The following is a 3587-nucleotide window of genomic DNA, read 5'->3' on the forward strand; positions in this document are numbered from 1 at the left end:
GTTCAGCACCAGCTCCGCAATCTGTGCATCGCCTCCCATCGGTCCGCTCAGGTGGCGCTCGACCCAGGGCTGGCCTGCAGGCCATCCGCGCGACCATGCCATGTCGTTGAGCAGCCCGCCGGTCGTGCCCGTGCCCACGCGGGCGGCGAAGCTCGACAGGATGTCGAAATGCCGGGCGGCGAAATCCACCATGCGCTGCTTCAGCGCATCGTGGGCGATCAATGCGACGGTCCGGCCTTCCAGTGGCAGCCGGTGTTCCGTCTTGCCCAGGTTGGCATGGAAAAGTTCGACGGTGATCCACTCGACCGCACCGGCCAAGGTGGACACGAAGGGCTTGCCATGAATGACGCACTGCCGCTTCAGCGCCTGCGCCTCGGGATAGAGCGATGACGGATCGACCGGATCGACCAGGTAGATCACGCCGTCGAGGTCGTCATCCGGCTTCAGCCCGCCCGCGATGCGAGAGGCCAGCCTCATCACGCCACCCTCGACCCCGGAGGGCAATCGGAACAACGAGGGATGTCCGGTCAGCATCTGCGCGCTCATCAATGCGTCGTACGCGCCGCCCACCACGAACAGATGCATGCCGAGAACGCGGATGCCTTCGTCACAGGTCTTGGCCCAGGCGATGAGCGCACCATCGCTTCCCTGGCGATGCACCCGGTTGGCGATGAGTCCGAATCGCAGCTTCATGGGGGACTCACTCTCGGTGCATTGGCCCCGTCTTGTCAAGCCGCTTCCGGCGTGGTCGGGCCGAAGCTGAACGCGCCTTCCCGCTCGAGGCGGGCGAACTCGGATTCGACGAGTTCCTGCACCAGCGACAGCGCCGGATTCGGCCGCGGATGCAGCCGCGTGGCCAGCATCAGCTGGCGGTTCAACTGGACACCGGAGATCTCCGACATCCTGATGGAGCGCGGCCGGCTGCCGCCCTTGAACACCGAGATCGGCATGATCGTGGCCCAGCGTCCGCGCACGACCAGTTCGCGGATCGAATCCACCGAGTCGATCTCCGAATGCACGTTGAGCCGCTTGCCCACCGACAGCAGCTGGCGTTCGACGATGCCGCGGTGCAGGCTCGTCATCAGCAGYGGAATGCGCGCCAGCTGACTGACCATCACCACCGGCGCGATGCGCATGCTGGTATGCGAGATCAGCGCGAAGGGTTCGACCACCAGGTGATGCAGCGACAGCGGGCGGCCCGACTCCGGATTGGCCACGACCGCCATGTCGACCAGCCCGCGCTCCAGCCAGTCCAGCAGCATGGGCGTGAAGGCCTCGCGCGTGCGCAGTGCCATGCCGCCGAGCAGGGCGGCGCAGCTCTCGAACAGCCCCGGCAACAGCAGCCGGGCCAGCGTGGGAGAAGCGCCGAGGACCACCGTCTCCTTGTCGATCGACTGGCTTCGCGCCAGCGTCTGCCGGAGGCGCGCCGCCTCCCCCAGCATCCGCTGCGCCGACTCGTAGACCGACAGGCCTGCCTGCGTCAGGCGCACGCCGCGGGGCAGCCGCTGCAGCAGTTGCACACCGAGCTCCGACTCGAGTTCGCGCATCTGGCGCGTCAGCGCGGGTTGCGCAATCGGTATGGCAGCAGCCGCCGCGGTCAGGCTGCCGGCATCGGCCACGGCGACGAAGTAGGCAAGGGTGCGCAGGTGCATCTCTGGAATTCTGGAAAACCCTGGATCGATATCAACATGTTATGGCATCGCACGAAACGAGCATTGGACAACGCCGGCGTCGCGGCCCTAGCCTCGATCGTTCGCGACGCCGCCCCGACGACAGCAAGAGACAACAACCCCTTCCAACGAGACGCCCATGACCCCCCTCCCCTGTTCGCGCCGTGCGGCGATGGCCGCCCTGGCCACGCTGGCCGCCGCCTGCGCCATTCCCGGCCGAGCACAGGCGCAAGGCGCCTGGCCGACCAAGCCGATCCGGCTGGTCATTCCGCTGGCCGCGGGCAGCGCCGTCGACAACGCGGCCCGGGTCGTGATGCAGAAGCTGTCCGAGGGCCTCGGCCAGGGCTTCGTGATCGAGAACATCCCGGGGTCGTCGGGGCTGATCGGCGCGGAGAAGGTGGCGCGCGCCGCGCCCGACGGCTACACGCTGGGCGGATTCAACGACAGCGTGCTGACGATGGTCCCCAACATGCAGCCGCACATGAGCTGGAACGCGCTCACCGATTTCGATCCGGTATCGCTGGTCGGCACGGTCGAGTGGGGCCTGGTCGTGAGATCCGATTCGCCCTACCGCACGCTGACCGACTTCATCGCCGCCGCCAAGGCGAGCCCGGGCAAGCTGACTTACGGCTCGGGCGGCAACGGCAGCCCCCAGCACATCGGCATGGCGCTGATCAGCGGCCGGGCGGGGATCGAACTGCTGCACGTTCCGTACAAGGGCGCGACGCCCGCCGCGGTGGCAGCCGCCGCGGGCGAAGTCGACGCCAGCATGCAAGGCCTCGGCACCGTGGTCTCGCTGCTGCAGGCCGGCAAGTTGCGCCTGCTGGCGGTCTCCGCCCCGGCCCGGCTGGCGCAGTTCCCGGAGGTTCCCACTTTCATCGAGGCCGGCATGCCCGGCTTCACTTTCAATTCCTGGTTCGCACTGGTCGCCCCGGCGGGCACGCCCAAGGAGATCGTGGCCCGGCTCAATGCCGAGATTGCCAAGGCGCTGGCGGACCCGGCCCTGCGGGACCGGCTGCTGGCGCTCGGCGTGACGCCGCGCGGCATGCCTGCGGCCGAGTTCAGCCAGGCCCTGAAGGCCCAGTTTGAGCTCTACCGCAAGCTGATCCAGGAGCGCGGGATCAAGTCCGAATGAACATGCGCAGCTGCCCTACACCATGACCGGAAATCTGATCCCCCACGAAGCGCTGCGGGGCTTCATCGAGGCCGCCTTCGTGCAGGCCGGACTGCCGCCGGCCGACGCCGCCAGCGTGGCCTCGCTGATGGCCGAGGCCGACCTGCAAGGCAGCGACGGCCACGGCGTGATCCGGCTGCCGCAGTACCTCAAGCGGCTGAACGCCGGCGGCATCAACAAGCATCCCGACATTCGCATCGTGCAGGAGCGCGCGGCGATGGCGGTTGTCGACGGCGACAACGGGATGGGGCATCTCGTCGTCTCCCGGGCCGTCGACATCGCGATCGAGAAGGCGCGCAGCGCCGGCGTGGCCTGGGTCGGCACCCGCTATAGCAACCACGCCGGACCGGCCTCGCTCTACGCGCGGCGGCCGCTCCAGCACGACATGCTCGGCCTGTACTTCGCGGTCGGCAACGCCAATCACCTGCCGCCCTGGGGCGGGGCCGAGATGCTGCTGTCGACCAATCCGATCGCCGCCGGCATCCCGTCCGGCGACGAGCCGCCGGTGGTGCTGGACATGGCGACGACGGTGGCGGCCTACGGCAAGGTCAAGGCGCTGGCCAAGCGCGGCGAGCCGATGCCGCCGGGCTGGATGATCGATCGGCAAGGCCAGCCGCTGCTGGATCCGGCGCGCGCCAGCGAGGGCTTCCTGCTGCCGATCGGCGGACACAAGGGCTACGGGCTGGCGCTCATCGTCGGTCTGCTGGCCGGCACGCTGGGCGGCGCGGCGATGGGGCGGGAGG

General features: G+C 68.7%; 4 protein-coding genes. 2 read left to right on the forward strand and 2 right to left on the reverse strand.

What is annotated here, in order from left to right:
• Together AC1DY5_RS47155 and AC1DY5_RS47160 are read right to left on the reverse strand one after the other, a co-directional pair.
• Nucleotides 1-693: methylglyoxal synthase (locus AC1DY5_RS47155; RefSeq protein ID WP_478121259.1), on the reverse strand; the 693-nt coding region annotated here is incomplete at its 3' end.
• A 35-nt stretch (nucleotides 694-728) separates the two neighbouring features.
• Nucleotides 729-1652, reverse strand: coding sequence for a LysR family transcriptional regulator (locus AC1DY5_RS47160; RefSeq protein WP_478121260.1), 924 nt, complete (start codon nucleotides 1650-1652; stop codon nucleotides 729-731).
• A 157-nt stretch (nucleotides 1653-1809) separates the two neighbouring features.
• Between AC1DY5_RS47160 and AC1DY5_RS47165 the strand changes: the two genes are divergently transcribed.
• Nucleotides 1810-2805, forward strand: coding sequence for a Bug family tripartite tricarboxylate transporter substrate binding protein (locus tag AC1DY5_RS47165; RefSeq protein ID WP_478121261.1), 996 nt, complete (start codon nucleotides 1810-1812; stop codon nucleotides 2803-2805).
• A 22-nt stretch (nucleotides 2806-2827) separates the two neighbouring features.
• Nucleotides 2828-3587, forward strand: a 760-nt coding sequence (locus AC1DY5_RS47170) for an Ldh family oxidoreductase (RefSeq protein WP_478121262.1), incomplete at its 3' end; no start/stop codon positions are given.

Source organism: Variovorax sp. P4_D9 (assembly GCF_056401695.1).

Excerpts from the sequence above, each read along its gene's own strand:
- AC1DY5_RS47165 (WP_478121261.1), top strand. The coding sequence starts at position 1,810 with ATGACCCCCCTCCCCTGTTCGCGCCGTGCGGCGATGGCCGCCCTGGCC.